Below are 26,177 nucleotides of genomic sequence, written 5' to 3'. Positions count from 1 at the left end.
GGCGAGGGCGATCGGCAAAACCTTGCAGATTGGCTCGACTCCATAGGCTTTGCGATGATCGTCGATGAACGCGATCATGTCTTGAACGGGCGGTCGAACTCCGACTGCGCAAAATATGCCGATGCCTTGCGCAGGATCTCGTTGGCTTGGCGCAACTCGCGGACCTCACGCTCCAAGGCCCGGGTGGGACACGACCGCTGCCTGCGAGACCGACGATCTCGTCGGTCACACTCCCTTTCGCCGGGGCGAGGACCGGCGACGCTGGTCGGAAGGGCAGAGGCGGGCGGGCGCTCAGGGATACAGCGCTTGCGTCAAGCCGATGTTTGGGGTGTCATGAGCCTCGAGTGACCTGAGGGGGCCCTGCAGGTGCAGGGAGGCGACGTTCTTGAGGTAAACGGCCGCTGCCTCGACATCCTGCCGATCCGGTCCAAGGCTTTTGCGACGCTCTGCTACCTCGCAAGGAATCGCGGCTGCGTGGTCAAGCGCCACAATGACTGCTGACGCTTCAAGAACGGCTCGGCCCAGACCTCTGCCACAAAGAAGGATAAAGCACCCACCTTGACCAAAGCCTGAGACCCAGACCATCCCTGAAGACGTCGGCAACGAAAATCCCGGATCAGTTCTCAGCGGAAATCAACAGCCGTTCCTCGGAGCACGGCAGCATCGTTCTGCGCATCCCAGCCATACGGCTAGACAATTCAGTAAAGCGGAGGGATCGACGATGTTATCGTGCACCGCCGATCAGGTCTACGTCCAAATTACCGATACTGGTCTGCCCACCTGCTTACCATACGCCTCGGCGGTGATTCCCGACCCAGCGGTACATACCTTCTATGTTTGGAACTCGCATGAAAGCATAACCAAACCATGACTTCTGCTCGTCGGTGAACGTGACGTTCCGCCACAGTTGATCCCAACTCTGACCTTTGCGTATCAAATCCAGAACTTGAGAGTGAAGTGAGATCATGTAGTCGCGGAGCGCTCGCTGGTCGTCTTTCGTTGCTGGCGTATAGTGCCCCACGTCAATGTAATCGACGTCCTGCTTCAACACCCAATCCAGGCTTTCTATCCATCCATCATAGTAAAAATCCAGGAAATCCATGTATGGCATTGTCTTCGACTCGCATATGTCAGTGCACTGGAGTGCTTTCTCCTTCGGGAAGAGCGCCAGTGTCATACTGTTAGAGTGACTTGGAGCGATGTGATGAAGCTCAACGGTCTCCCCACCCAGGGTGATCGTCATCTCCTTATCAAAGACCTTGTTGGGAACCGCTACAGGGAGTTTCTCGCCAACGATGGTGTCGACCGCGTTTCGCTGAGCAACTACGGTCGCCCCATCGTCCTGAAGCAGTTGCGAACCAACTATGTGGTCGAAGTGCGCATGGGTATATACCACATAGCGGACACCTACGTTGAAGCGCGTCTTGATTTCGTCTCGCAGCGCCACGGTGGCGCAGGTAGATGCGGGATCGATGACCAGCGCCCCCTCCTTCGTGATTAACACCAATCCGCTGTGCAATGCGGGCAAGGCAGTGTTCGTATGACGGTACAGATTGCCTTTCACATGCTCCAAGGTACGTGGAAGGTCCGGGCAGGATGCTGCGGTCGGATCTGGAAGTGTCTCGCGCTTGGAATACTGCTCCAGTGCAACGGCTTCTCCGGTATCGGATGCCGCCAGAGCTGCGCTTGAGGTGCTGGCTAGAAGTATTGCTACAACGATAATTTTGAGATTCATAGATGTTTCCTCACAAAGTTCAAAGCTTTTGAGCATTAGCAATGCTTGCACGATCAATCGCGCCAACCTTGCCGACTCCGGCAAGCAGCATCGCCGTCCTGAACTCGGCGCTCAGGAAGTCGAGAACGCTCTTCACGCCTTGGGCGCCACCTGCGCCAAGCCCATAGAGAATTGGACGGCCAACGGCGACTGCATCGGCTCCCAACGCAAGAGCGCGAAACACGTCGATGCCCCGGCGGACGCCGCCATCCAGGATGATCGGGACTCTTCCCTTCAACGCATCCGCAATCATCGGCAGGACACTTGTACTGGCCGGTACGCCATCAATCTGGCGGCCACCGTGGTTCGAGACTTGCACGGCGGCCGCGCCGGCATCCACGACGTTTACAGCGTCCTCAGGACGAAGGATTCCCTTCACAATTATAGGCAGACCGGAAACCTCACGGCAGAAATTGATGTCCTCCAGCGTGAGGCCCTGCTTCTGATCCCTGAAATTGCCGAAGCCGCCATATCGAGGGTCGTGATTTCCGAAAGTAAGTCCCTGAGGGAACGGCTTGCCCAACTTGCGAACCCGATCGCTACCTCCCGGGCCGAGCGCATCGACTGTGAGAACAATCGCGGAGTAACCAGACGCTGCCGCGCGGCTCAGCAGCGATCGGGTGACGCCGATATCCGAATTGAAATACAGCTGGAACCATTTTGGGCCCTGCGTGGCCTTCGCAATTTCTTCGAGTGGGCGGTTGGACGCACCGGATGATTGATAGAGGGCACCTGCCGCGCTGGCGCCGGAGGCAGTTGCCACCTCGGCGTCATGATGCACCAGCCCATGCAGGCCCATCGGTGCAACCATAATCGGGTAAGCCAGCTTTGCGCCGAGCAACTCCACCCGAAGGTCGATCGTCTTTGAGTCAATCCCCGTCAGCCTTCGGGTCATGATGGGAAAGTCTTCGAACGCCCTACGATTTTCGCGTGATGTCCATTCGTCACCTGCAGCGCCGCTGACAAAAGCGTAGGCGTAGTCGGTAATTTTTGCCTTCGCCTGCTCTTCCAGGATGTCAAGATTGATAATCTTCACATCTTCGTCGGCGACACTGGCTTGGTATTCCCCCGAAACGTCAGTTCCGTTGCTGATGGTCTCAGCTGCCGCCGCGGTGGCAAAGTGCGTAGTTCCCAGAGCCCCCGCTCCCAGGGCTCCTTGCAATAGATAACGTCTCGATAGATGCATCCTGCAGCTCCAAATGTCCTCTGCAGCGCTGAGATTAGCAATTGATAGAATCAAAAAAAGTGATATAAAAATGATCAAGTCCATCTAGATTGATGATAATGCTGGATAGCTTCAGCCTGGATCAACTTCGCGTATTCGTCACAATCGCGGATCTTGGCAGTTTCACCGCTGCCGCACGCCAGCTGCGCCGGGCGCAGTCAGCGATCAGCCACGCTGTCGCCAATCTGGAGAAATCATTAGGTCTCGTTCTATTCGATCGAAATGATTGGAGGCCACGCCTCACCGTGGATGGCCAAGCGCTCCTGGCCGATGCACGCAGCGTGCTCGCACGTGCGGAGCAGATGAAGCTGCGCGCGAAGGGTCTAAATCAAGGCTTGGAAGCTGAACTTTCGATTGTTTTCGACGTCTTTTTCCCGGTCGCCAGAATGGTCAAATTGGTCAGCGACTTTCAACAAGCGTTTCCAAACGTCGTGCTCCGTTTAAGGACAGAAGTGCTCGGCGGTGTCCCAGATCGGGTTCTTAACAAAGATTATTGTCTTGGCGTTCAGGGCTCGTTGCCGGATATTGATCCCACCCTGGTAAGCTATTCCATGCCCGAGATTGGTCTCGAACCGGTCGCTGCTCCCACACATTCGTTGTCGCTTCTTTCAAAAATTCCTCGAGACTTGTTGCGGGAACATCCACAGGTCATTTTGACTGATCCAAGCAAGCGAACTGAGGGACGGATGTTTTCCGTCTATGCAGAGCAACGCATTTTGACCAGTGATTTCGGGTCAAAGCACGGAATGCTTCGATCGGGCCTGGGCTGGGGATTTATGCCGCTGAGCATTGTCAAGGACGACATCGATTGCGGGCGTCTCATAGTGCTGGATTTAGCCGACCGACCGCCCCGCACCAGGAGAATGCCGCTATACCTCATTCATCGATCCGAGGAATCGCCCAGGATAGCCGCACAATGGGTCATTCGCGAACTCACTGACCCGGAACGGGCAAGCTATTGATTTCCGTTAAGGGCTGCTCCGGAACAGCCAGATATTTCCACCGAGAATCGAGGGGTGGACACCCTCCCGACGACGTCGCGATACGTCACTCCGTGGAAGGAGCGTTCATGAAGGACGTTGGCATGTCGGCAAGGACCCTCGCAAAGCGATCGTTCAAAGCCCCATACACCACGTCTGCGCAGGGTCAAAATCGACCAATCGACCAGAAGCTATTCGAACTTTTCACCGCCAAACGCCGCCGTTTCCACGCTTTCTCGCGCAAGAACCATCCCCCCGCTCTTTACGCGGGCGTAGTTTCGGTGGCTATCGGCGGTATTTGGCGCACCCGACACGATTCGAACGTGTGACCTTTGCCTTCGGAGCAATTTGTCCCGGCTATCCGAAATGCACGCTAGGACACGCCATGATACTACAACACTTTGAAACATATGGATAATCCGGTTCTCCCCGCCGAAATCCATATCCGACACTTCGCTCCGACTTTCATCCGGCTGCTTCCGTGGTGCTTCCGCGGAAACAGCCCGATCTCCAGGGGGAAATCGCGTAATGGCCAAGCTCACGAAACGTGTCGTGGATGCAGCCGCAGCCCGCGAGAAGGACTACTTCATCTGGGACGACGAACTGCCCGGCTTCGGCCTTCGCATCTTCGCGTCCGGCAAACGCAGCTACCTTATCCAATACCGCGCGGCGGGTCGAACCCGCCGGTTCACAATCGGTCTTCACGGTGTGTGGACGGCGGAGACAGCCCGGCAGGAAGCGAAGGTGCAGCTCGGCCGCGTTGCTCAGGGTGACAACCCTTCCGAGGAACGTCTGCTCGACCACCAGGCGATCATCGTCAAAGAACTATGCGCGATGTATCTCAAGGATCTGGAAGCGGGGCTCATTCTCGGAAAGGGCGGTCGTCCGAAAAAGGCGACGGCGATCGTCAGCGATACGGGCCGGATTCATCGACATATCATCCCGCTGATCGGCACCCGCCGGGTCAAGGACCTGGTCAAAGCCGACATGGTCAAGGTGTTGAAGAACATCATGGCGGGCAAGACGGCGGTGTCGGTGAAGACCAAGAAGCTGCGCGGCAAGTCCATCGTGAAAGGCGGCGCCGGCACGGCCACGCGGACGCTCGGTCTCGTTGGCGGCATTTTCACCTACGCCATGGAGGCCGGGATCATCACCGCCAATCCCGTCCGCGGCATCCGCGAGCCCAAGGACAATGTCCGCGACCGCCGTCTCACGGAGGCCGAATACCGCACGCTCGGCGAGATTCTGCGCGAAGCGGCCGAAACCCCGAAATATGAGATGACGGTCGAGATCATCCGACAGATCGCGCTCACCGGCTGCCGCCGGAGCGAGATGATCGGTCTCAGCGGACCGAGGCGGACACTGACGCGAGCTGCATGCGACTGGAGGACAGCAAGGAAGGTGCCTCCATCCGTCCCATCGGCCTCACCGTGGTCGAGTATCTGGAGGAACGCCGTAAGACCGCAACGGGCAGCTATGTCTTCCCCGGCCATGGCGATGACAACGCCTTTGGCGGATTCCCCAACCACTGGCGACAGATTTTCCGGGACTCGCCGCTGGCGGATGTAACGCCGCACGTCCTGCGTCACAGCTTCGCCAGCATCGCCAATGATCTCGGCTTCACCGAGGTCACCATCGCCGCACTGGTCGGCCACTCGAAGGGGACGGTCACGAGCAAATACATCCATTCGCTCGACACGGCCCTCATCATGGCCGCCGACACTATCTCCGGTTACGTTCAGGGGCTGCTCGATGGGGTCAAGTTCAAGCAGACCGCCTACGCGCTAGATCGAAACTCCCGTCGAGCTGCGCTCGATCTCTTCCTCACCAAAGCGGTGGGAGAGCCGGCAAACGAAGCCGAAGAGGGACGTCGCCTGGCTGCGTGAGACCGCGTCCCAAACCGCTCGATCAGGATGGGGCGGGCTCGGACTAGGCCAATGCCGGACCCGAACATCGGTTCGGGTCCTCCTCTCCAACCTGTTCAGCCGAGGATCGCTCGGACTTCCAGATGAGCCTCCAGCCCGTACTGGCCGTACTCACGGCCGATGCCGGATTGCTTGAATCCCCCGAAGGGGGCCAGCGGCGCGTGTGGCGCGCCATTGATCGTCACCCGACCGCAGTCCAGGCGCTCGGCCACCCGATGCGCGTGTGCGCGATCAGCGCTTTGGACATAGGCCTGCAGGCCGTAGGGGGTATCGTTGGCGATGGCGACGGCCTCGTCCTCATCCTCGTAGGGGATGACGCACAGCACCGGGCCGAAGATTTCTTCCCGGGCGATCCGCATGTTGTTGTTCACGCCGGTAAAGACCGTAGGCTGCACGAACCATCCCTGATCGAGGCCGGCCGGTCGGCCTTCGCCGCCAACCAGAATCTCAGCGCCTTCGTCGATACCCAGGCGAATATAACCCTGCACCCGGTCCCATTGCTTCTGGCTGACCATCGGCCCGATCGTGACCGTCGGGTCGGTGGACTCTCCGACCTTGAGGGCGGCGACGGCCGCCTTGAGGAGATCGAGGATCTCCGGCAGGCGCGACCTCGGGGCCAGGACGCGCGTCCCGGCGATGCAGGCCTGGCCGCTGTTGAGGAAGCCGACCGCGACGACGTTCGAGATCGCGCTCTCAAGGTCGGCGTCGGGCAGGATGATGTTCGGCCCCTTGCCGCCAAGTTCCAGGGTCACACGCTTCATCGTCTCCGCCGCTGATCGCATGATCGAACGACCCACCGCCGTTGAGCCGGTGAAGGTCACCTTGGCGACGTCCGGGTGCGACGTGAGTTCGGCGCCCACCACGTCGCCGCGGCCGTTGACGATGTTGAACACACCGGCGGGCAAGCCGGCCTCGTGCAGAGCCTCGGCGAGGACCTGCGTCTGAATGGCGCTCATTTCGCTGGGCTTGATGACGAAGGTGCAGCCCGCGGCCAAAGCGGTGGCAAGCTTGCTGCAGATGGAGCCGATATTGCTGTTCCACGGGCTGATGGCGGCGACGACGCCTACCGGTTGCAGGTTGACCTCCGCGCCGCCGACGGTTTGGGTGAACTCGAACGCCTCCAGCGTTTCGGCCATGTCGAGGAAGAGGTTAGCCGCGTGCGCGGTGGAAAAGCCCACGAAGGCCTGCGGCGCGCCGTATTCCTCGGTCATCGCGGCGGCGAGCGCATCGGTCCGCGCCGCGACTGCGTCGTGCAGCCGGCGCAGCATGGCGATACGCTCCTCCTTCGTGGTGCGCGACCAGGCCGGGAAAGCCCGCTTGGCAGCGGCGACGGCGGCCTTGGCATCGACCTCGTCGCCCAGACGCACCTGGCCGATCCTCTCTTCGGTGGCGGGATTGAACAGGTCGAACAGTTCCTCCCCGTGTGGGGTGACGAACTGCCCGTCGATGTAGACTTTGTCGATGGTTCGCATGGCGGGTCTCCACTGAGTTGATAACCGCCGATGTGACACGTCGACACTGTTCTGATAAGTCGATCAGAATGACACAGGCTGATGCAGGAAATCGCGCAATAAGGGCGAGCCAACTTGAACTCGAAGCGGTGGTGGCGGTTGCGCGCCATGGCGGCTTCCGGGTCGCGGCACGCGAACTGGACATGTCGTCGTCGGCGCTCAGTCACGCGGTCGCGGCGTTGGAGGCGCGGATCGGCGTTCGGCTCTTCAACCGCACCACGCGCAGCGTCGCCCTGTCCGCTGAGGGCGAGCAGTTCGTCACCGAGATCGCTCCCGCCTTGGCCGCGATCCGCACCGCCATGGAGCGGATCGACGAACATCGCGCCGAGCCCGCCGGCGTGCTGCGCCTGAACCTGACGCTCGGCGCCGCGCGAATGATCCTGGCGCCGCTGGTGTTCGAATATCTGCGCCTCTACCCGCAAATGGCGGTCGACATGGTCACCGAAGCCGCCATGGTGGACATTGTGGGGAAGGGTTTCGACGCCGGCGTGCGGCTGCAAGAGTTTATCCCGCCCGACATGATCGCGGTGCCGATCACCGGTCCGATCCGCTCGATCGTGGTCGGCTCACCCGCCTATTTCGAGGGACGAAAGCAGCCGAAGACTCCGGCGGAGTTGGCTAATCACCGTTGCATCCGGCGGCGCTTGGGGAGCGGGACCATCTATCGCTGGGAGTTTGAAAGGCGCGGCGAGGCGCTCGCTGTTGACGTCCCCGGCCCGATGACTTTGGACGAGGAGGACCTCATGCTTCAGGCCGCGCTGGCCGGTGAGGGTCTGGCCTATCTCTCCGACATCGCAACCACGGAGGCGATCGAAACCGGCCGATTGCTGCCGGTGCTGGAGGACTGGTCGCCAGAATATCCGGGGCTCTGCCTCTATTATCCGAGCCGTCGCAACATCCCCGCTCGGTTGCGCGCGTTCGTCGATCTGATCCGCCGACAGATTAAGTGACACGATGCAATCGAAAGAGCCTTTCGAAGAAATCGACGATCTTTGGCCCGGCGCCATTGCCGACTAAGCGGAGCTTCTTTCTTTCGCGGAGCGCAAGCATTTGATCTTGCGAGCTAAAACCGGCTTGACGGACGTCTCTGCTGGGTACGGGCGACGGCGAGGAGGTCGAAGGCCTTGGCCTGGATCGGCGTCGGGCGGGCGGTGATGGCGAAGGGCATGCCCGGCGCGGTGGCGATCTCGACGGTGTTGCGGGTGAGGGTGGCGAGGTCGGCGATCAGGGTGTGGAAGCTGTGGACGGGCAGGCCGTCCGGGGTGCGGCCGGTCGCCTGCCTGGTGACGGCGGCGGGGGAGCGCTCGGCCCTGGCGACGACGCTGGCGCGCAGGGCCTGGGCGACGTCCTTGTCGGTGTCATCATAGAGCATGGGCGCCAGGCGCCGGCGCATGTGCCATTCGAGGTAGTAGCCGAGCATGCACAGGAAGACGTGGGCGCACACCCGCTCGGGCAGCCAGTGATAGACCGGGCGGACGTGGAGATCGACGGTCTTGATCGAGCGGAAGGCGCGCTCGACGTGGCTGAGGGATTTGCAGGCTTTGACCGTGGCGGCATCGTCGAGCGTCGCGGCCGGCAGGCTGGTGCGCACGGCATAGAGCCCGTCGAGGGTGGCCTCGGCGGCGATCTCGGCGGTCTTGCGGGCGAAGGTGAAGCTGGTGTCGGTGATCTGAAGCGCGAAGTGCCTGGCCATCTTGTGCCGATCGATCACGGCGCCGACGGCCAGGTCGATCTCGGCCTTGCCGCGCAGCGGCTCGCGCTTGCGCCGCACCGCGGCGGCGATGGGGGCGAGGTTGCGCTCGGTGGCCTTGAGCAGGTCCTCGCGCTTGCGGGCGCGCTCGGCGGCCAGGGCATGATTGCGGCAGACGATCAGCCGCTCGCCCGGGAACTGCGGTAAGGTGGATGGCGGCCATGTCGCGGTCATCGAACAGCGACATCTGGAAGGCGCCGCCCTCGAGCAGGCCGCGGATCGCCGGTGCGCGCAGCGCCGTGATCCAGTCGAGCCCGGCCGGCTTGATGTCCTCGGCGATGCGAGCCTGGGTGATCATGCCCCTGTCGCCCACAAGCACGACATGATCGAGACCGAAGCGCTGCTTCAGCTTGGCGACCTGGTTGCCCAGCGTCGAGGGATCGCCGGTCGCCCCCTCGAACACCTCGACGGCGACCGGGCAGCCGTCGGGGGCGCAGAGCAGGCCGTAGACGATCTGCAGCTTGCCCGTCTTGCCGTCACGGTTGTCGCCGAACTGGGCGAGCGGGCAGCACCGGCCTTCCATGTCGCTTGAGGTCCCGTCGTAGAGCGCCAGCGTGCCGCCGGCGAGATGGCGGCGGGCCAGCGCCGTCTCGATGGCGCCCTGGCGGACCGCCAGCCAGTCGAGGGCACCGTAGAGGTCCGCCTCGTCGACCGGCCCCAGGCCGAGCTCGGCGCCGAGGCTGGGGGCGGCGGTGTCGGGCGACAGTGCCCGCGCCGCCGCGAGCTTGGAGCCGGGATCGAGCACCCGGCTGACGATCAGCGCCAGGACGAGATCGCGGCAGCGGTTGCCGGCCGGCCCGAGCAGCCGGTCGAGCCCGATCTTGCGGGCGGTGCCCAGCGCCGCGGCGACATGGCCGTGCGGCAGCGAGCGCACAATGCTGATCGCCTCCCGGTCGGGCGGAAGCACCGTGACGCCCTTCAGCAGCATCTTGAAGCCGGCGATGCGCTCGGGCGGCCAGTCGGACAGGTTGAGCAGCGTGCGCTTCTTGATCTTGCCGCCCTCGCGATAGCTCTCGCGCAGCAGGATTGCCGGCGGGGAGTCACGATTGGAGACGGATTCGATGTACATGGCTGATTGTACACCAAATATCCTTTGCATTGTAACCGGAAATGGCGCCATTACATGGCTACATTATAGGTCACCAGAGACGCATTCTGCCGAAATATCAAGCACTTGTCGGACACGGAAGAAAGAAGCTCCGATTAAGGCGGATGATCTCGATGCGCGAAGACCATCACCCGATCTTGACGAGGTTCTGGTTGGGGAGTGGGCCGCCGGGAAACTGGGCGAGCTTGCCGGTCGCCAGCGAGCCGAGATCGATGCCGGCGAAACCGAGCCGCTCGATCAGGGCGGCGACCTCCGCCTTGGCCACAGTGTCGTTGCCGGAATAGAACAGCACGCGCCGCCCGCCATCGGAGCGGGGATCCGTGGCCAGCAGTTCCGCGCGCAGGTGGTTGAACGCCTTCACGACGCGCGCTCCGGGAACGAGATCGGCGAACACCTCGCTTGACGCACGGCCGCCGAGCTCCACCGGCTTGAACAGCGGCGCCTCGATCGCATTGTTGGCGTCGATGACGATGCGCCCTTTCCAGGCCGGAAGCCCCGCCATCGCGGCCGGAAGCTTCGTCCAGTTCACGGCCACGAACACGATGTCGGCCTGCGCCGCCTCCTCGCGGGTGGCCGCCTTGATCGTGGGGCCGAGGTCACGCACCAGGTCCTGCAGGGAGTCCGGGCCGCGGCTGTTGGAGATCACGGCCGCGATCCCTGTGCGCGCCAAGGTGCGCGCGAAGGCCGTGCCGATCGCGCCCGATCCGATGATTCCGATGGTCATGTGATGTCCTTTCATGAAGGGCCGGTCCGCGGCGCTCGACCGCGGCCGGCATGGACTTTGCGGTCACAGTTTTGGCGTCAGCGCGCCGAGCTGCTGCATGAGCGAGAAGAGGTTGGCGACGCCCCAGTGATCGGTGATCTTGCCGTCGCGCACCCGCATGACATCGACGGTCTCGAATCGAATGTCGCGGCCTGTCGGGGCAATCCCGAAAAACTCCCCGCGATGTGTCCCGTGATAGGTCTTGTAGGTCGTCACCCGGTCGCCATCGGCAAGCTGCCAATGGATCTCCGCGTGAAAGTCGGGAAACGCCGCGCGCAGGACTTTGTACAGCTCCCGCGCGCCGTTCTTGTCCGGTGTGCGTCCCGGCTGCGGCGTGTGGTCGAGGAAGTCGTCGGCGAACAGCTCCTCGAACACCTGAAAATTGCCGCCGCCCTGGACTTCCTCGGTATTGCGGCGGACGACGGCTTTCGCCGCTTCGCTGATATTGTCGATAGTCATGACGTGCTCCGGAAAAAGGGCTGAGATCTTTGCGGCGGTATCCGGGCTCAGGCCCCGGCGCCTGCCTTCTGGCCGAGAAGCTGAAGCTCCCAGGCGAAGGATGTGCCCGTTGCGCCCGTGTGCGGCAGGACCGAACCGCCAAGCGCCGCCGCCGATTCCTGCCGCGCCCAGTCGCGCTGCCATTCGCTCGCGACCGCCAGCCAGTTCATCGGCACCACGCCCGCCATCATCATGCGGCGCACGCCCATCTCGTGTGCCTCGACGCTGACGCCGCCCGACGCATCGGTAACCGCGTAGACGTCGTAGCCTTCGCCGGCAGCCTGTATCGCAGGCATCGCCAGACAGATTTCCGTCCAGAGCGCGGCCATGACGATCTTCCTGCGTCCGGTCTTCTTCACGGCCTCGACGACCCGCGCGTCTTCCCAGGTGTTGATGAAGGTGCGGTCGATCGGCTTCCGGTTGGGGAACACGTCCTGCAATCCCTGGATGAGCTTGCCGCCGCGATCCTCCACCACGGTGGTCAGTATGGTCGGGACGCCGAAAACCTTGGCTGCCTTGGCGAGGCCGATGACATTGTTCACGATCATCATCGGCTCGTGGCTGTGCAGGTTGGCGAACTGGAAGGGCTGGTGGTCGATCAGCACCAGCACCGACGCCTCCGGGGTCAGCAGCGCGTCGAGGCCGTTCTTGAGGGCTGGGGACTGGGTCATGGCGTTCGCTCCGGTTTTGGTTGGCGGTGTTTCCGAAGCCGATATCGCCACATTCATTGCTGCGCGATTAGACGGTAATGGCTATCATTTCCTCCAAGCAACGCTTGAAAGTGGATGATGGAGACGCTCGCCAACCTCGAATCCTTCGTCCGCAGCGCCGAAACGGGCGGGTTTTCCGCGGCCGCACGGCGACTGTCGCTCACACCTGCCGCGGTGAGCCGCAACGTCGCGATGCTGGAGCGCAACCTCGGTGTCCGGCTGTTTCATCGCAGCACGCGCAAGCTGACGCTGACGGATGCGGGCGAGCGTTTCCTGCTGGAGATCAGGGACAACCTCGAAGGGCTCCAGAACGCCATTTCGAGCGTGGCGACGAACGGCGGAGAACCGGCGGGCGTGCTCAAGGTCAGCATGGGCCTCAATTTCGGGGCCGACTACATCCTGCCGCTGCTGCCCGCCTTCCTTGCCCGCTATCCCGGCATCCGTCCCGATTGGCAATTCGCCACGCGACAGACCGACCTGATCGCCGAGGGCTTCGATGCCGCGATCGGCGGCGGCATCGAATGGGGGCCGGGCGTCGTCTCGCGCACGCTCGCGCCGCTCCACCTCATCGCGGTTGCTTCGCCCGAATACATGAAGAAGCGCAGACACCCGACCGACCCCACGCAGTTGTCCGCGTTCGACGGGATCGCATGGCGCTCCTCGCGGACGGGCCGGGTGCGCGAACGCATCATGCGCAACGTCGAAGGCGCCGCAGTTCCAGTGAAGCTCAGGGAAACCATCGTCCTGGATGATCCGGAAGCGACCTGCCGCACAGCGCTGCTGGGTCTCGGCGTGACCTTGAACGCCGTGTGCCACGTCCTGCCGCATCTGGAGAGCGGCGCACTCGTGCGTCTGCTGCCGCAGTGGTACATCGACGAAGGGCCGATCTCGATCTACTACGCGAGCCGCACGCTGCTCCCGTCAAAGACCCGCGTCTTTGTCGATTTCGTCGCGGAGGCGTTCCGGCGCCAGCGGCTCGCCGAGCGATTTGCCGGCAGTCTTGGCTAAGCGGCCGCGCGGCGTGCTTGGATGCATCCGCTCCCACAGGAAAGCCCCCGGACACGGCTGCATCCAGGGGCTTCGTTCATCAGCCGGCGGTGATTTTAGCCGTTGGCGGCCTCTTCGATGAGCTTCGCCACGGCTTCGGGCTTCGAGACATAGACCGCGTGGCTGCCGGCGACCTCTGCGACGGTCGCACCGGCGCGCTCGGCCATCATGCGCTGGGCCGGCGGCGGGATCATGCGGTCGTCGGAGGCAATGAGATAGTAGCTGGGCTTGTGCTTCCAGGCCGGGACAGTGACAGCGCCGGCAAGTGCCTCGACGCCCCACGGCACCTGGGAATCCGCCATGAAGGCCGCGGCTTCGGCATCGACATCAGCGGCGAAGGAGGCGGCGAACTGGGTCTTGTCGAGGAACAGGAAGCCATCGACCGGCGGCAGGATCGGCGGCACGGGCGCGCCGGCCGGCGGGTTGGCGATGAGCGTGGAAACAGATTCGCCCTCATCCGGCGCGAAGGCGGCGATATAGACGACGGCCTTCACCTTCGCGTCGGTGCCGGCCTCGGAGACGACCACGCCGCCATAGGAGTGGCCGACGAGCACGACCGGCCCGTCCTGCCGGGCGATCGCGCGCTTGGTGACCGCCACGTCGTCGGCCAGCGACAGGGTGGGGTTCTGGACGATGGTGACGTTGAAGCCCTTGGCCTTCAGGACATTGTAGACGCCCTGCCAGCCTGAGCCATCGACGAAGCCGCCGTGGACCAGCACGACGTTCCTGGCGGAGGCGGAAGCGAGAGCAGCGGAGAGGGTCTCGGTGGCGGTGGTCATGGCAGGTTTCCTTTGGTTGGTTCAGCGACAATTCTTTATCGCGATAATCATCGTGTACGCCAGTCCAATTCCCTTGTAAAGATATTTTTTATCGCGATATTGATTTTTGCGGCACGCAACCTGCCACGCCTATGGAGACCCTCATGGCCGACGCCCCGACGCTCCCGCTGGACAGCCAGCTCTGCTTCTCGATCTATTCAACCTCGATCGCCATCAACCGGCTCTATAAGCCCATGCTCGATGCGCTGGGCGTGACCTACACGCAGTATCTCGTCCTCAGCACGCTCTGGGAGAAGGACGGGCTGACGATCTCCGCGATCGCCGATCGCCTGTCTCTCGAACCCAGCACGATCACGCCGGCGGTCAAGCGGCTGGAGGCGGCAGGGTTCCTCGGCCGGCACCGGAGCACCACGGACGAGCGGCTGGTCGAGGTCCGCCTGACCGCGAAGGGCCGCGACCTTCACGCCGAAACCGGATGCCTGACGGATGCCCTGCTCCAGCATTCCGGATTCACGGTGCCCGAGATGATCGACCTGAACCGGAAGGTCCAGAAATTGCGCGACGGGATGCGCGACGCGACCAGGTAGCGCCTTGCGTCGCTCTCCATTCCTCCCATCGTTTGAGTGGCCGGAGTAATTATGGACCGATCGCCCCTACCGCTCGCGATAGAGCACCAGTTCCTCGTGATAGAGCACGCCGTCGATCACGTCACCGGTCGCGGTGAAGCCGGTGTCGTCGACATAGTCGATATGGTTGCCGCTGACGGTGTAGCTGCCCTGATAGGCGCTCTTTTTGGTTCCGCGCGCTTCGTCGTAGCGCCCGTTGGGCAGAAGCTCCTGACGGATATGCCCGTCCTTGGTCACCCACATGCCGACAAAATCATGGTCTGCCATCGTTGATCCTTGCGGTTAAAAGGTGAAGAGTTCCCGCCCGATGCCCGCGCTCAATGCGCGCTGGCGGTCGGACGGATGATGACGATCTCGCTGGTGTCGACATCCTCGGGCTGCTCGATCGCGAACCGCACCGCGCGCGCGATCGCGGATGGGCTGATCGAGATGGCGCGGTACGCCTTCATTCCTTCGCGGGCGGCGGCGTCGGAGATGGTCTCGGCCAGTTCGGATTCGACGACGCCGGGAGAGATCACCGTCACCCGAAGCTTGTCGTTCTCCTGGCGCAGCCCGTCCGAGATCGCGCGGACCGCGAACTTGGTCGCGCAATAGACCGCTGCGGTCGGTGACACATGATGGCCGCCGATCGAGGCCATGTTGATGATCTGCCCAGCGCCACGCGCGGTCATCGACGGCAGCACTGCAGCGATGCCGTGGAGGACGCCGCGAATGTTCACGTCGATCATCGCGTCCCATTCGTCGACCTTGAGCGAGGCCATCGGCGACAAGGGCATGATGCCGGCGTTGTTGACGATGACATCGACCCGGCCGAATTCGGCGATCGCCGCATCGATGAAGGATTGCATGTCCTCGCGCGAGGTCACGTCGAGCCGGCGGCAGCGCGCGGTGTGACCTGCCTTCCCGAGCTCGGCGACAAGCGCCTCAAGCCGGTCGGTGCGCCGCGCGCCGAGGACGACGGTGTGGCCGGCCTCCGCCAGCAGGCGGGCGGTGGCTTCGCCGATGCCGCTGCTGGCGCCGGTGATGAGTACGATCCCGGTCATGGCAATAATCCTTTGAGCCCCGGCCGCTCAGGCCGGATCGGAGATGCGGGTGAAGGCGCGCCGGTCGAGGTCGCCGGAAACGAGCGCCGGGATCTTCGCGACGAAATCCTGCATGTGCGGCAGCGCGAAATGCGCTTCGAGATCGGCGGCCGACGCCCAGGTCTCATAGACCATCCAGAGATCCGCATCGTCGTTCGAGCGATGCACCTCGTATGTGCCGCAGCCTGGTTCAGCGCGTGACGGCGCGACGAGTTCGAGCAACGCTTGGCCGAGCGCGTCGGATTTGCCTGACTGAGCACGGATAAAAGCGAGATTGGTGTAGCTGGTCACGAGACGTCTCCTTGTTAGGTCGGCTCAGGCTCTTGCGGGTTGGGCAGAAAAATCGGTGGCGAGGCTGACATCCTCCCAGCGGCGGACGTCATCGTCGAAGCGGTCGAGCCGGGCGCGGGCGCGCTGCAGTGCGTCGCTGCCCAGCAGCAGGTCGAGCGGCGGCTCGTCGGCATCGACGGCCTGAAGGATCGCCTGTGCGGCCGCGGCAGGATTGCCGATCTGGCGGCCGTCCTTGGCGAGCAGCCCCGCGACGGTGCCGCCCGCCGCATAGTCGGCAATCTCGGCCGCACTGCGCTTCGCCGAACGGTCGGACAGGAAATCGGTGCGGAACGATCCCGGCGACACGCTCGTCACCCAGATGCCGAATGGCGCGACTTCCTGCGCCAGGCTCTGCGACAATGCGCCGAGCGCGGCCTTGCTCGCCGAATAGACCCCTGAGGCGGCGCCTGGCGCGATGCCGGCGACCGAGGAGATGTTGACGATATGCCCCGACCGCTGCGCGCGCAGCGTAGGCAGGACCGCGCGGATCACCGCGAGCGGCGCGAACAGATTGACGCGGAACAGCTCAGCCGTCTCGTCGTCCTGCGCCGCCTCGACCGGCCCGACCAGGCCGTAGCCGGCATTGTTGACGACGACGTCGAGCCGGCCATGGATCGCCGCTGCCCGCGCCGCAACATCGGCGACCGTATCGAGCATGCGCATGTCGAGCGCGAACATCGTGAGGTCGCCCGTCAGGTCGGCGGGCGCATTGCCGTCACGGGTGGTGCCGATGACGGCATCACCCCGCGCCAGCGCGGCCCGGGCGGTCGCGTGGCCGAGGCCGCGCCCGATGCCGGTGATGAACCAGATTTTCCGGGTCATGGTGCTCTCCTGCAAATGCGCCGTCCGGAGGGAGCAGCGCCGATAGAGAAGAGTTAGACCCGTGACCGAAGCGATATAATCCGGCTTGTTTTACGAAGGTCTGTTAGCTGGACCACATAATGGGTCGAGATCAGATCGGCGCCGCGCGCACGAAGTCGATGAAGGCGCGCAGCGCCGGGGCCATCTGCCGCTGTTGCGGATAGCAGAGAAAGTAGCCGGGATAGGACGCGCACCAGGGCTCGAGGAACGGCACCAGCCGGCCCTGCGTGACAAGTTCCGCGATCTCGAGATTGGTGGCGAACGCGATCCCGGCGCCGTCGAGGCACGCGCTGATCATCAACCTGCGCTCGGACACGATCAGCTTGCCGTCGACCACCAGCTCGAACCACTCGCCGTCGCGGCAGAATTCCCAATTGTAGGGGAGCGCCCGCCCGGCCCAGCGCCAGCGGATGCAATTGTGCCCAAGCAGTTCCTCCGGCGTCGCAGGCGGGCCGTGGCGCGCCAGATAGTCGGGTGACGCAACCGGGACCTGCCGCATCTCGCCGCCGATCTGCACGCCGATCATGTCGCGCTCGACCACCTCGCCGGGGCGGATCGCGACGTCCCAGCCGCCGGCGACGACATCGACCACGGCGTCGTCGACGGTCACGTCGAGCAGCACGTCGGGATAGGCGCGATGAAAGGCGCCGAGCACCGGCGCGATATAGGCAAGCGCCGCCCCGCGCGCGGCGATGACGCGCACCGTCCCGGCGGTGCCGTCGCGAAAGCGCGCGGCATGGGTCAGCGCGCTGGCGATCTCGTCCATCGCCGGCCGCAGGCGGAGCAACAGCGCTTCGCCCGCCGGCGTCGCGGCGACGCTGCGCGTCGTGCGGTTGAACAGGCGGATGCCCATCCGGTCTTCGAGGTTGCGGATCATCTGGCTCAGCGACGACGGCGTGACGCCGAGCTGCTCGGCGGCGCGGCTGAAGCTCATCTGCTCGGCCACCGCGACGAACGCGCGAAGCTGGGCATATTCGGCGCCCTGTACCGATGGCGTCATGACCGGTCTCCCCTCGGGTCGGCGCACCATTATGTGCCCGCGCTAACAAACCCAATCGAAATTGACCGGATTATTCGTCGAAATGGAAGACCGTAAAACGGCGTCAGAGGCAGTCAGCCTCCCCGAGAGGAAGGACCTTTGAGATGACCCACCATGCCAACCTTGCCCGTATCCGCCAGCTTTACGACGCTGTGAACGCCAAAGACCACGAGACAATCGCCGGATTCGGCGCGCCCGACAGCGAGTGGCTCGACGTGCCGTTCGACTTTACGTCCATCGGTGTCACCGCGATCATCGATCCCTGGAAGAGCTGGTTCGATATCTTCCCCGACGCCACCTGCGAGGTTCAAAGCCTCGTGGCGATGGGCGATCACGTCATCGCTCAGGGCATCGGCCGCGGCACGCAGCGCGGCGTGTTCCATTCCCCGGCGGGCACGATCGAACCGAGCGGCCGGACGATGGAAGTCCGCTTCTGCGACGTCTACCGCCTCAAGGACGGCAAGATCGCCCGCGCCGACTCCTATTTCGATTTCTACGGCCTGTTGCGCCACCTCGCGCCCGCGATGCTGCCGGCAACGAACTGACCTCCTGCCAGCCGACGCTGCGCGCGCGGCATTGGCATAACCGCATCACGTCACGACTACGCGGCCACATCGTCAAAGGGATCAACGACTTGGCCCTTCATCAACGACCCCAATCTGGAGATAGACAATGACCAGCATCGCATCGACCGTGAATGAAGTGGAGGGCAAGGTCGCCCTCGTGACCGGCGCCGCCAGCGGAATCGGCCGCGCCATCGCCGAATTGCTGCATGCGCGCGGCGCCAGGGTCGTGGCCGAGGATATCGATCCGGCGGTCAGGGAGCTCGAACGCGACGGTCTGGTGGCATTCGTCGCCGACGTCACAGCGGACGGCGCCGCCGAAAAGGCGGTCGCGCTGGCGGTCGACACTTTCGGCAGGCTCGACATCCTCGTGAACAATGCCGGCCGCATCATCTACAAGAACCTCACCGAGATGACCCGCGAGGACTGGAACTGGCAAATGGAGACGAATGTCACCGGCGCCTTCCTGCATTCGCGCGAAGCGCAAAAAGCGATGACGCCGAACAAATCGGGCGCGATCATCAACATCGCGTCCTATGCCTCCTATTTCGCCTTTCCGGGCATCGCCGCCTACTCCGCGTCGAAGGGCGCGCTCGCGCAGCTCACCCGCACCCAAGCGCTGGAAGCGATCGGGGATGGCATTCGCGTCAACGCGATCGGCGTCGGCGACGTCGTCACCAACCTGCTCAATCACTTTCGGGCGGACGGGCGCGAATTCCTCGCCGAGCATGGCCGCAATGCGCCGATCGGGCGTGCTGCCGATCCGCTCGAGATCGCCGAGATCGTCGCTTTCCTCGCGTCGGATCGCGCGAGCTTCATCGTCGGCTCGGTGGTGATGGCCGACGGCGGCATGAGCGTGCCGATCGGTTGATCGCAAGGGAAGGCGGCCCCGGCACGACCGGCGCCGCCTATCCGCTTTCTCTCGGACCTACTCAGGTGGGGCACTCAGCGCCGTAGCAAACTTCTCAATTAGCCAGTGCCCGGCCGGACCGGGCAACGTGTCAGTGCGATGGAAAGCGAAGATGGAATAGCCGCTCGGTGGATAATCTTACTGAGTCAGAAAGCCGCGGATTGGACCGGTATTTTGGGGCGAGCGGCCGGCGTATGGTGTTGGACTGATTTGGCCGGCCTCATCGGAGGGTGGGATGGACGGTTTGGCGAGCCGGGAGAGTGAAGCGCGCTTTTCGAGCTATGTCGAGGGTCTTGTCGGGGTGATCGGGCATGCGGACCGGGCGGAGCCGCTGCGCGCTTATTGTCTCGGGCTGCTGCTGCCGGGCGAGCGCAAGAGCGTGGAGCCGATGGCGGCGGTGACGGCGCCGTCCCGGGTGGCGGCGCAGCATCAGGCGCTGCTGCATTTTGTCGGCAATGCGCCGTGGTCGGATGAGCCGGTGCTGGCCAAGGTGCGCGAGCAGGTTCTGCCGGCGATCGAGCGCAGTGGGCCGATCGAAGCCTGGATCATCGATGACACGGGCTTTCCGAAGAAGGGGCGTCATTCGGTCGGGGTGACGCGGCAAGATTGCGGCCAGCTCGGCAAGCAGGACAACTGCCAGGTGGCGGTGAGCCTGTCGATCGCCAGCCATGCCGCCAGCCTGCCGGAAGATTGGGCGGCAGATCCGCTGCGGCGGGCCAAGGCGGGCGTGCCGCCGGAGGTGGCGTTTGCGACCAGGCCGGAGATCGCGCTGGCCCAGCTGCGGGCGGCGTGTGCGGCAGGTCTTCCACGAGGGACGGTGCTGATGGATCCGGCTATGGCGTCGACACGCGCCTGCGCACCGAGATCACCGCCCTCGGCCTTCGCTACGCAGCGGGCCTGACGTCGACCATGACGGTGTGGCCGCCCGGCACCGGGCCGTTGCCGCCGAGGGAGCGGAGCGGCCGGGGCCGGCCGGGCACGCGCCTGCGCCGGGATGCCGAGCATCGGCCGGTCACGGTCAAGGCCCTGGCGCTCAGCCTGCCGGCCTCGGCCTGGGAAACCATCCGTTGGCGCGAGGGCGCGGCCGACTGGCTGAGCTCGCGCTACGCCAGGGTGCGCGTGCGCCCGGCCCACCGCGACGAGCAGCTCACCCAGCCGCGCCCGGAAGAATGGCTGCTGATCGAATGGCCCGAAAGCGAGGCGGAGCCGGTCAAGTATTGGTTCTCCACCCTGCCCGAGGCCATCCCCTTCGCCGACCTGGTCGATGTCACCAAGCTGCGCTGGCGCATCGAACGCGACTACCAGGACCTCAAGCAGGAGGTCGGGCTCGGCCACTACGAAGGGCGAGGCTGGCGAGGCTTCCACCATCACGCCACCCTGTGCATCGCCGCCTACGGCTTCCTGGTCTCCGAAAGGGAGACGATTCCCCCCTCCGGACCGGGCACCGCCGCGAACCTCCCGCAACCTGCCCTTCCCGACGATTATCGACCCCGAGGCGCCGCCGACCCGGCCCGAACGGCACATGCCCAACTCGATCGCCTCCATGCGCCGACGCCTCACCGTCGCTCTCGCCGGCAGCCTGCAGCGCTGTCCCTGCTGCAACGCACCGCGCAAGCCACCGACTGTCCCACAACGCTTGTGACGCAGTAAGAATAGAAGGCGTAGCCATCCGGAAAATCGGGAATCGTGCTTTCGCAGCCAATTTGCGCAAAACGGCGCCACAAAGTAAGGTTCTGATTTCATTAGAAGAACTGGCGCACCCGACACGATTCGAACGTGTGACCTTTGCCTTCGGAGGGCAACGCTCTATCCAGCTGAGCTACGGGTGCTGCGGGCGGCGAACCGCCTGGATGGGGCCTACATAGCCGAGCTTGGCGGGCTCGGCAATGGGCAAACCGCGATCAGGCGAAGGTCTTGCGCGGATCGAGGGCGTCGCGCACGGCCTCGCCGATGAAGATCATCAGCGACATCATGCCGGCGATGACGACGAAGCCGGTGATGCCGATCCAGGGCGCCTGCTGGGCGTTGTCGGCGGCCTGGCGCATCAACTCGCCGAGGGAGGGCGAGCCGGGCGGCAGGCCGAAGCCGAGATAGTCGAGCGAGGTCAGGGTCGAGATGCCGGCGTTGAGCACGAAGGGCATCATGGTCAGCGTCGCCACCGTGGCGTTGGGCAGGAGGTGCTTCCAGATGATGCCGAAATTGGAGAGGCCGAGGGCGCGGGCGGCGCGGACATATTCGAAGTTGCGGGCGCGCAGGAACTCGGCCCGCACCAGCCCGACCAGCGTCGTCCAGGAGAACAGCAGGAGGATGCCGAGCAGCAGCCAGAAGCTCGGCGCCAGCACGGCCGCCAGGATGATCAGGAGGTAGAGGGCGGGGATGCTGACCCAGATCTCGATGGCGCGCTGGAAGATCAGGTCGGTCCAGCCGCCGAAATAGCCCTGCACCGCGCCGGCGGCGACGCCGATGATCGAGGACAGCACGGTCAGGATCAGGCCGAACACCACCGAGAGGCGGAAGCCGTAGATGACGCGGGCGATGAGGTCGCGGCCGTTGGCGTCGGTGCCGAGCCAGTTCCATTCCAGGTCGCGGCAGGTGCTGCCGCCGACGCGGGCGGCCGCCTCCCGGCACTGGTCGTCGCTGAGCATCCAGGTCGGCGGGGCGGGGAAGGGGGTGGGCGAGTTCTTGTTGATCGTGTCGTAGGAATAGCGGATCGGCGGCCAGAGGATGAAGCCGCCCTTGTCGCGGATCAGGCCGGTGAGGTAGGGGTCGCGATAGTCGGCCTCGGTCTCGAAATCGCCGCCGAAGGTGGTCTCGGTGTAGGAGAACAGGATCGGCACGTAGTAGTGCCCGTCATACTTGACCAGGAACGGCTTGTCGTTGGCGACGACCTCGGCGAACAGCGACACCACGAAGATCAGGCCGAAGATCCAGAGCGAGGCGTAGCCGCGCCGGCTGGCCTTGAAGTTGCGCCAGCGCCGCCGGTTGATCGGCGACAGGGCGAAGCGGCGGCGGGGCGGGGCGGGGAGGGCGGCGTCCATGGCTCAGGCCTCCCGGGCGTCGAAGTCGATGCGCGGATCGATCACCATGTAGGTGAGGTCGGAGATCAGGTTCACCGCCAGGCCGATCAGCGAGAAGATGTAGAGCGTGGCGAACACCACGGGATAGTCGCGGTCGACGATCGAGTTGAGGCCGAGCAGGCCGAGCCCGTCGAGCGAGAACACCTTCTCGATCAGCACCGCGCCGGTGAGGAAGGCGCCGATGAAGGCGGCGGGGAAGCCGGCGATGACGATCAGCATGGCGTTGCGGAAGACGTGGCCGTACAGCACCTGGCGCTCGCTGAGGCCCTTCATCCGGGCGGTCTGGACATATTGCTTGCGGATCTCGTCGAGGAACGAGTTCTTGGTCAGAAGCGTCAGGGTGGCGAAGGCCGAGAGGCTGAGGGCGAACAGCGGCAGGGCGAGGTGCCAGGCATAGTCGGCGAGGGCGCCGGGCGAGGCGAGCCACTGGTACCAGGGCATGTCGTCGTAGCGGCTCGACCACAGGCCCTTCAGCGGGAAGATCTGCCAGAACGAGCCGCCGGCGAAGAACACGATCAGCAGGATGGCGAACAGGAAGCCGGGGATGGCGTAGCCGATGATGATGACGGCGCTGGTCCAGCCGTCGAAGGCCGTGCCCTCGTGCACCGCCTTGCGGATGCCGAGCGGGATGGAGATGAGGTAGCTGAGCAGCGTCACCCACAGGCCGAGCGAGATCGACACCGGCAGCTTCTGCTTGACCAGCTCGATCACCGACGTCGCCCGGAAATAGCTCTCGCCGAAGTTGAAGGTGAGATAGTTCTTCATCATCAGGACGAAGCGCTCGGGCGCCGGCTTGTCGAAGCCGTACTGCTTCTCCAGGCTCTTGATGAAGGCGGGATCGAGGCCCTGGGCGCCGCGATATTGCGAGTTCACCTCGGCGCCGACATTCATGCCCTGGCCGGAGAAGTCGCCGCCGCCCCCGCCGAGCCGGTCGCCGCCGCCGTTGCCGGTGAGCTGGGCGATCATCCGCTCGACCGGACCGCCGGGGGCGAACTGGATGATGGTGAAGGAGACCAGCATGATGCCGAGCATGGTCGGCACGATGAGGAGCAGTCGGCGGAGGATATAGGCTAGCATCGGCGGCCCTGATTTGCCGCAACCCTAATGACTGGCGCGATTCAGGGGAAGGGTCTGCGGCGGATGGTCCCGGCAAAGGGACGGTCCTTGGGGGCAGGAAAGGCCGCCAAAAGCCTTCTCCGCGAAGCGGGGAAGGTGCCCCGACGCAGTCGGGGCGGATGGGGTGTGGCCCGCAAGGCTCGACCTCGGCCCCGCTTGCACTTGCCGTCGTGCCATGCCGGCGAAGCCGGAGCCTTGCCCGCCGCACCCCACCCGTCGCCGCCTTCGGCGGAGAGGGCTGTGCGCGCCCTTTTCTGTTCCGATCCCGCGCCGGTCCGGCCTATTGCGTGGCGGCGACGCGCACCTGGCTGCCGAAGTCGAGGCCGTAGACGTCGTCGCGGAAATGGGCGGCGCCGTCGGGCGTGACATAGGCGGTCATGTAGACCCAGTGCACCGGCACGCGGTCGGGCAGGGAGAGGTCCTTGCGCTGGCCGGTAGCGATCTCCTGGCCGATGCGCCTGGAATCCCAGCCCGGGCCGAGCAGCCAGGCGGCGAGGTCGTTGACGCCCTGCACGCGCACGCAGCCATGGGAGAAGAAGCGGTCGGTGGCGCCGAACAGCCGCTTGGACGGCGTGTCGTGCATGTAGACCGCCTCGGGGTTCGGCATCTGGATGCGCAACTGGCCGAGCGCGTTGCCGAGGCCGGACTTCTGGCGCAGCGTGTAGTTCAGCGCCTTGTCGCTGGACCAGTTGATGCTGGCCGGGTTGACCTCCTTGCCCGCGCCGTCCAGCACCGACATGCCCTGCCGGCTGATATAGCTGGGGTCGCGCAGCATGTGCGGCGCGATTTCCTTCTTGATGATCGACTGCGGCACCGTCCAGGTCGGGTTGACGTTGACGGCGCTGATGGTGGCGTCGACCTCGGGCGAGGCGTTCTGCGGGCGCCCGACCACGGCGATGTAGCGTCGCGAGATGCGGTTGCCCTCGATCGCCTCGACCTGGGCGCTCGGCAGGTTCACCACGACGTAGCGCGGCGCGAAGTCGATGAAGCGGGCGCCAAGGCGCTCCATGTTGTGGCCGATCTGGATCAGGCGCTTGTCCACCGGCACCGCCATGGCGGCGCGGGTGCGGTCGTTCATCGCGCCGGTGGCGGCGATGCCGTTGCGCATCTGGTAGCGGCGCAGCGCCGCGGTCAGGGCGCCGTCCCAGTGGTCGCCTTCGGCGCCGGCGGCGAGATCCCCTTCCATGATCAGGCGCTGGCGCAACTGCGCCACGGCCGGGCCCCTGGCCTTGGGGCCGAGCGTCGCCGGGGGAGCCGGCGGGAAGCCGCCGGAACGGGCGATCCTGGCGTAGAACTGCGACAGGCCGTTGAGGCGGTCGAGCGAGCCGGCGTCGAAGGTCGGCACGTCCGACCAGGGCGTCTGCGGCAGGGCCTGCGGCGTCGAGGCCGCGGCGACGGGCCTGAGCTTCTTCTTCACCGGGGCGACCGCGGCCGGGGCTGCGGCGGTCGGCGCCGGCGCGGCTTCGGCCGGCGCCTCAGCGACCGGGGGCGGGGCGGCTTCGAGCGGCGCCGGGGCGGCGGGGGCGGCCTCGACGGGCGCGGGCGCTGCGGCCGGAGCCTCCGACACCGGGGGTGCCGGATCGGGGGCTGCGGTCTGGGCTTGGGCGCTGGACGTCAGAACAAAGGCAGAGACCGCCGCAACGGCGGTGCGCATCAGAATCGTCATGCAAGAACCAACAAGGAGCAAGCCCGAAACAGGGTGAACGTAGGCGGACCCTATCATGAATATGGGCCGGACGGGGAGGGCGGTCTCGTCGCAGCGCGCGATTGTGACAAGGCGTTACCCGTTGACAACAACCGGGCGCCCGGCCCGCTACATCCGGAACTCCTCGCCGAGGTAGAGGCGCCGCGCGTCCGGGTCCTCGATGATCGCCTGAGGCGTGCCCTCCGTCAGCACGTGGCCGGAGTGGATGATGTAGGCGCGGTCGATCAGCGACAGGGTCTCGCGGACATTGTGGTCGGTGATCAGGACGCCGATGCCGCGGGTGGTGAGATGGCGCACCAACGCCTGGATGTCGCCGACGGCGATCGGGTCGATGCCGGCGAACGGCTCGTCCAGCAGCATGAAGGAGGGGTGGCTGGCGAGGGCCCGGGCGATCTCGACGCGCCGGCGCTCGCCGCCGGACAGGGCGATCGAGGGCGAGGCGCGCAGGCGGGTCAGGCCGAACTCCTCCAGCAGTTCCTCCAACTGGCGCTCGCGCGCCTGCCGGTCGGGCTCGGCGATCTCCAGCACGGCGCGGATGTTCTGCTCGACCGAGAGGCCGCGGAAGATCGAGGCCTCCTGCGGCAGGTAGCCGACGCCCAGCCGCGCCCGCCGGTACATCGGCAGGCGGGTGACGTCGTGGCCGTCGAGCTCGATGCGACCGTGATCGGGCGGGATCAGGCCGATGATCATGTAGAAGACGGTGGTCTTGCCCGCGCCGTTCGGCCCGAGCAGGCCGACCGCCTCGCCGCGCTTGAGATCGAGGCTGACGTCGGCGACCACCTGGCGCTTGCGGTAGCT

The 26,177-nt window shown here is 64.7% G+C and carries 22 protein-coding genes, 2 tRNA genes, 4 pseudogenes and 1 other annotated feature; of the genes and pseudogenes, 8 read left to right on the top strand and 20 right to left on the bottom strand.

The annotated features are described in order from the left end of the window. Positions 1-4: 4 nt before the first annotated feature. Positions 5-120: a sequence feature (AL1L pseudoknot), on the bottom strand. From AC27L4_RS05350 to AC27L4_RS05340, 3 genes and pseudogenes are all read right to left on the bottom strand, one after another. After that, positions 7-182 (bottom strand): annotated as a pseudogene (locus tag AC27L4_RS05350) (IS3 family transposase); the annotation flags it as partial. It overlaps the preceding feature by 114 nt. 602 nt (positions 183-784) lie before the next feature. Further along, positions 785-1,735 (bottom strand): MBL fold metallo-hydrolase, encoded by a 951-nt coding sequence (locus tag AC27L4_RS05345; protein ID WP_487141014.1) that lies wholly within the window; start codon positions 1,733-1,735, stop codon positions 785-787. A 19-nt stretch (positions 1,736-1,754) separates the two neighbouring features. Next, entirely contained in the window at positions 1,755-3,044 is a 1,290-nt protein-coding gene (locus AC27L4_RS05340; protein WP_487141013.1) for an alpha-hydroxy-acid oxidizing protein, read from the bottom strand. A gap of 14 nt (positions 3,045-3,058) precedes the next feature. On the opposite strand from AC27L4_RS05340, the gene AC27L4_RS05335 reads away from it, so the two are divergent. Then, a complete protein-coding gene (locus tag AC27L4_RS05335) occupies positions 3,059-3,961 on the top strand; it encodes a LysR family transcriptional regulator (protein ID WP_487141012.1) in 903 nt (300 codons plus the stop codon). A 317-nt stretch (positions 3,962-4,278) separates the two neighbouring features. Here AC27L4_RS05335 and AC27L4_RS05330 read toward each other — a convergent pair. Next, positions 4,279-4,349, bottom strand: a tRNA-OTHER gene (locus AC27L4_RS05330). 158 nt (positions 4,350-4,507) lie between these two features. Between AC27L4_RS05330 and AC27L4_RS05325 the strand changes: the two are divergent. Further along, positions 4,508-5,865: pseudogene (locus AC27L4_RS05325) on the top strand (tyrosine-type recombinase/integrase). A 95-nt stretch (positions 5,866-5,960) separates the two neighbouring features. Here the strand turns inward: AC27L4_RS05325 and AC27L4_RS05320 are convergent. Further along, the gene (locus AC27L4_RS05320; protein WP_487141011.1) at positions 5,961-7,376 is read right to left on the bottom strand and encodes an aldehyde dehydrogenase family protein; all 1,416 of its coding nucleotides are present in this window, start codon (positions 7,374-7,376) and stop codon (positions 5,961-5,963) included. A 68-nt stretch (positions 7,377-7,444) separates the two neighbouring features. On the opposite strand from AC27L4_RS05320, the gene AC27L4_RS05315 reads away from it, so the two are divergent. Continuing rightward, a complete protein-coding gene (locus AC27L4_RS05315) occupies positions 7,445-8,365 on the top strand; it encodes a LysR family transcriptional regulator (RefSeq protein WP_487141010.1) in 921 nt (306 codons plus the stop codon). A gap of 113 nt (positions 8,366-8,478) precedes the next feature. Here AC27L4_RS05315 and AC27L4_RS05310 read toward each other — a convergent pair. From AC27L4_RS05310 to AC27L4_RS05295, 4 genes and pseudogenes are all read right to left on the bottom strand, one after another. Beyond that, a pseudogene (locus tag AC27L4_RS05310) lies at positions 8,479-10,234 on the bottom strand (IS1634 family transposase). A gap of 166 nt (positions 10,235-10,400) precedes the next feature. Beyond that, complete coding sequence (locus AC27L4_RS05305) at positions 10,401-10,997, bottom strand: NADPH-dependent F420 reductase (protein ID WP_487141009.1); 597 nt, start codon at positions 10,995-10,997, stop codon at positions 10,401-10,403. Positions 10,998-11,060: 63 nt separating this feature from the next. Continuing rightward, entirely contained in the window at positions 11,061-11,495 is a 435-nt protein-coding gene (locus AC27L4_RS05300) for an ester cyclase (protein ID WP_487141007.1), read from the bottom strand. Positions 11,496-11,542: 47 nt separating this feature from the next. Then, positions 11,543-12,205: a hydrolase gene (locus AC27L4_RS05295; protein WP_487141006.1), complete on the bottom strand. Its 663-nt coding sequence runs from the start codon at positions 12,203-12,205 to the stop codon at positions 11,543-11,545. Positions 12,206-12,322: 117 nt separating this feature from the next. On the opposite strand from AC27L4_RS05295, the gene AC27L4_RS05290 reads away from it, so the two are divergent. Continuing rightward, positions 12,323-13,252 (top strand): LysR family transcriptional regulator, encoded by a 930-nt coding sequence (locus tag AC27L4_RS05290; RefSeq protein ID WP_487141906.1) that lies wholly within the window; start codon positions 12,323-12,325, stop codon positions 13,250-13,252. A gap of 95 nt (positions 13,253-13,347) precedes the next feature. Here the strand turns inward: AC27L4_RS05290 and AC27L4_RS05285 are convergent, their stop codons facing one another. After that, positions 13,348-14,070 carry an alpha/beta hydrolase gene (locus AC27L4_RS05285; RefSeq protein ID WP_487141005.1) on the bottom strand — a complete coding sequence of 241 codons (723 nt, stop codon included), beginning with the start codon at positions 14,068-14,070 and terminating at the stop codon, positions 13,348-13,350. Between the two features lie 143 nt (positions 14,071-14,213). Between AC27L4_RS05285 and AC27L4_RS05280 the strand changes: the two genes are divergently transcribed. Then, on the top strand, positions 14,214-14,657 hold the full coding sequence (locus AC27L4_RS05280) for a MarR family winged helix-turn-helix transcriptional regulator (RefSeq protein ID WP_487141004.1): 444 nt from the start codon (positions 14,214-14,216) through the stop codon (positions 14,655-14,657). A gap of 66 nt (positions 14,658-14,723) precedes the next feature. On the opposite strand, the gene AC27L4_RS05275 is transcribed toward AC27L4_RS05280, so the two are convergent. The 5 genes from AC27L4_RS05275 to AC27L4_RS05255 form a co-directional block, all read right to left on the bottom strand. Further along, positions 14,724-14,963, bottom strand: coding sequence for an Atu4866 domain-containing protein (locus tag AC27L4_RS05275; protein WP_487141003.1), 240 nt, complete (start codon positions 14,961-14,963; stop codon positions 14,724-14,726). A gap of 50 nt (positions 14,964-15,013) precedes the next feature. Then, complete coding sequence (locus AC27L4_RS05270; protein ID WP_487141002.1) at positions 15,014-15,739, bottom strand: SDR family oxidoreductase; 726 nt, start codon at positions 15,737-15,739, stop codon at positions 15,014-15,016. A 27-nt stretch (positions 15,740-15,766) separates the two neighbouring features. After that, a complete protein-coding gene (locus tag AC27L4_RS05265) occupies positions 15,767-16,069 on the bottom strand; it encodes a putative quinol monooxygenase (RefSeq protein ID WP_487141001.1) in 303 nt (100 codons plus the stop codon). A gap of 24 nt (positions 16,070-16,093) precedes the next feature. Beyond that, positions 16,094-16,945: an SDR family NAD(P)-dependent oxidoreductase gene (locus AC27L4_RS05260; protein ID WP_487141000.1), complete on the bottom strand. Its 852-nt coding sequence runs from the start codon at positions 16,943-16,945 to the stop codon at positions 16,094-16,096. 115 nt (positions 16,946-17,060) lie between these two features. After that, on the bottom strand, positions 17,061-17,969 hold the full coding sequence (locus AC27L4_RS05255; RefSeq protein WP_487140999.1) for a LysR family transcriptional regulator: 909 nt from the start codon (positions 17,967-17,969) through the stop codon (positions 17,061-17,063). A 143-nt stretch (positions 17,970-18,112) separates the two neighbouring features. On the opposite strand from AC27L4_RS05255, the gene AC27L4_RS05250 reads away from it, so the two are divergent. From AC27L4_RS05250 to AC27L4_RS05240, 3 genes and pseudogenes are all read left to right on the top strand, one after another. Beyond that, a complete protein-coding gene (locus AC27L4_RS05250; RefSeq protein WP_487140997.1) occupies positions 18,113-18,553 on the top strand; it encodes a nuclear transport factor 2 family protein in 441 nt (146 codons plus the stop codon). A gap of 127 nt (positions 18,554-18,680) precedes the next feature. Continuing rightward, on the top strand, positions 18,681-19,442 hold the full coding sequence (locus AC27L4_RS05245) for an SDR family NAD(P)-dependent oxidoreductase (RefSeq protein ID WP_487140996.1): 762 nt from the start codon (positions 18,681-18,683) through the stop codon (positions 19,440-19,442). Positions 19,443-19,716: 274 nt separating this feature from the next. Further along, positions 19,717-21,131 (top strand): annotated as a pseudogene (locus AC27L4_RS05240) (IS701 family transposase). Between the two features lie 102 nt (positions 21,132-21,233). Here AC27L4_RS05240 and AC27L4_RS05235 read toward each other — a convergent pair. The 5 genes from AC27L4_RS05235 to lptB form a co-directional block, all read right to left on the bottom strand. Further along, positions 21,234-21,310: transfer RNA gene (locus tag AC27L4_RS05235), tRNA-Arg, on the bottom strand. A gap of 72 nt (positions 21,311-21,382) precedes the next feature. Further along, positions 21,383-22,519 (bottom strand): ABC transporter permease, encoded by a 1,137-nt coding sequence (locus tag AC27L4_RS05230; protein ID WP_487140995.1) that lies wholly within the window; start codon positions 22,517-22,519, stop codon positions 21,383-21,385. A gap of 3 nt (positions 22,520-22,522) precedes the next feature. After that, positions 22,523-23,635, bottom strand: a complete 1,113-nt coding sequence (locus AC27L4_RS05225; protein WP_487140994.1) for a microcin C ABC transporter permease YejB — start codon at positions 23,633-23,635, stop codon at positions 22,523-22,525. A gap of 319 nt (positions 23,636-23,954) precedes the next feature. Then, positions 23,955-25,328, bottom strand: coding sequence for a L,D-transpeptidase family protein (locus AC27L4_RS05220; RefSeq protein ID WP_487140993.1), 1,374 nt, complete (start codon positions 25,326-25,328; stop codon positions 23,955-23,957). A gap of 159 nt (positions 25,329-25,487) precedes the next feature. Next, positions 25,488-26,177, bottom strand: a 690-nt coding sequence (lptB, locus tag AC27L4_RS05215; protein WP_487140991.1) for an LPS export ABC transporter ATP-binding protein, incomplete at its 5' end; no start/stop codon positions are given.

The organism is Labrys sp. Lb11 (assembly GCF_057554225.1).
This window is presented reverse-complemented; position numbering and strand designations above follow the sequence as displayed.

Excerpts from the sequence above, each read along its gene's own strand:
- AC27L4_RS05320 (WP_487141011.1), bottom strand. The coding sequence starts at position 7,376 with ATGCGAACCATCGACAAAGTCTACATCGACGGGCAGTTCGTCACCCCA.
- AC27L4_RS05280 (WP_487141004.1), top strand. The coding sequence starts at position 14,214 with ATGGCCGACGCCCCGACGCTCCCGCTGGACAGCCAGCTCTGCTTCTCG.
- AC27L4_RS05255 (WP_487140999.1), bottom strand. The coding sequence starts at position 17,969 with ATGACGCCATCGGTACAGGGCGCCGAATATGCCCAGCTTCGCGCGTTC.
- AC27L4_RS05225 (WP_487140994.1), bottom strand. The coding sequence starts at position 23,635 with ATGCTAGCCTATATCCTCCGCCGACTGCTCCTCATCGTGCCGACCATG.
- AC27L4_RS05315 (WP_487141010.1), top strand. The coding sequence starts at position 7,445 with ATGACACAGGCTGATGCAGGAAATCGCGCAATAAGGGCGAGCCAACTT.
- AC27L4_RS05340 (WP_487141013.1), bottom strand. The coding sequence starts at position 3,044 with ATGGACTTGATCATTTTTATATCACTTTTTTTGATTCTATCAATTGCT.
- AC27L4_RS05250 (WP_487140997.1), top strand. The coding sequence starts at position 18,113 with ATGACCCACCATGCCAACCTTGCCCGTATCCGCCAGCTTTACGACGCT.
- AC27L4_RS05285 (WP_487141005.1), bottom strand. The coding sequence starts at position 14,070 with ATGACCACCGCCACCGAGACCCTCTCCGCTGCTCTCGCTTCCGCCTCC.
- AC27L4_RS05275 (WP_487141003.1), bottom strand. The coding sequence starts at position 14,963 with ATGGCAGACCATGATTTTGTCGGCATGTGGGTGACCAAGGACGGGCAT.
- AC27L4_RS05270 (WP_487141002.1), bottom strand. The coding sequence starts at position 15,739 with ATGACCGGGATCGTACTCATCACCGGCGCCAGCAGCGGCATCGGCGAA.
- AC27L4_RS05290 (WP_487141906.1), top strand. The coding sequence starts at position 12,323 with ATGGAGACGCTCGCCAACCTCGAATCCTTCGTCCGCAGCGCCGAAACG.
- AC27L4_RS05335 (WP_487141012.1), top strand. The coding sequence starts at position 3,059 with ATGCTGGATAGCTTCAGCCTGGATCAACTTCGCGTATTCGTCACAATC.
- AC27L4_RS05245 (WP_487140996.1), top strand. The coding sequence starts at position 18,681 with ATGACCAGCATCGCATCGACCGTGAATGAAGTGGAGGGCAAGGTCGCC.
- AC27L4_RS05230 (WP_487140995.1), bottom strand. The coding sequence starts at position 22,519 with ATGGACGCCGCCCTCCCCGCCCCGCCCCGCCGCCGCTTCGCCCTGTCG.
- AC27L4_RS05220 (WP_487140993.1), bottom strand. The coding sequence starts at position 25,328 with ATGCGCACCGCCGTTGCGGCGGTCTCTGCCTTTGTTCTGACGTCCAGC.
- AC27L4_RS05300 (WP_487141007.1), bottom strand. The coding sequence starts at position 11,495 with ATGACTATCGACAATATCAGCGAAGCGGCGAAAGCCGTCGTCCGCCGC.
- AC27L4_RS05295 (WP_487141006.1), bottom strand. The coding sequence starts at position 12,205 with ATGACCCAGTCCCCAGCCCTCAAGAACGGCCTCGACGCGCTGCTGACC.
- AC27L4_RS05345 (WP_487141014.1), bottom strand. The coding sequence starts at position 1,735 with ATGAATCTCAAAATTATCGTTGTAGCAATACTTCTAGCCAGCACCTCA.
- AC27L4_RS05305 (WP_487141009.1), bottom strand. The coding sequence starts at position 10,997 with ATGACCATCGGAATCATCGGATCGGGCGCGATCGGCACGGCCTTCGCG.